The sequence below is a fragment of the Rhizobium ecuadorense genome (assembly GCF_001187535.1).
In the GTDB taxonomy this organism is placed as follows: Bacteria; Pseudomonadota; Alphaproteobacteria; order Rhizobiales; family Rhizobiaceae; genus Rhizobium; species Rhizobium ecuadorense.
Genome location: NZ_LFIO01000439.1, coordinates 1 through 239, shown reverse-complemented (window position 1 = coordinate 239; position 239 = coordinate 1). Strand labels below are relative to the sequence as shown.

The following is a 239-nucleotide window of genomic DNA, read 5'->3' as shown; positions in this document are numbered from 1 at the left end:
GATCAAAAAGATCAGGAAGTTGTAGTAGATCATCGCCGCCAGCGCGACGAGCGCAAGCCCAAGGGCAATGGCCGGGACAACGGGATAGCCCCATGCCTTGAACGGTCGGGCAAGCTCGGGCTCGGTCCGACGAAGTTTGAACAGCGATGCCATGGAGACGATGTACATGATGATCGCGCCAAACACCGACATCGTGACGATATTGGCAGTCAGCGGCAGGCCGCCGATCTGGATCAGGT

1 pseudogene is annotated in these 239 nt (G+C 58.2%); it reads right to left on the bottom strand.

The features are described from left to right. A pseudogene (locus AF337_RS11045) lies at positions 1–239 on the bottom strand (ethanolamine permease); the annotation flags it as partial.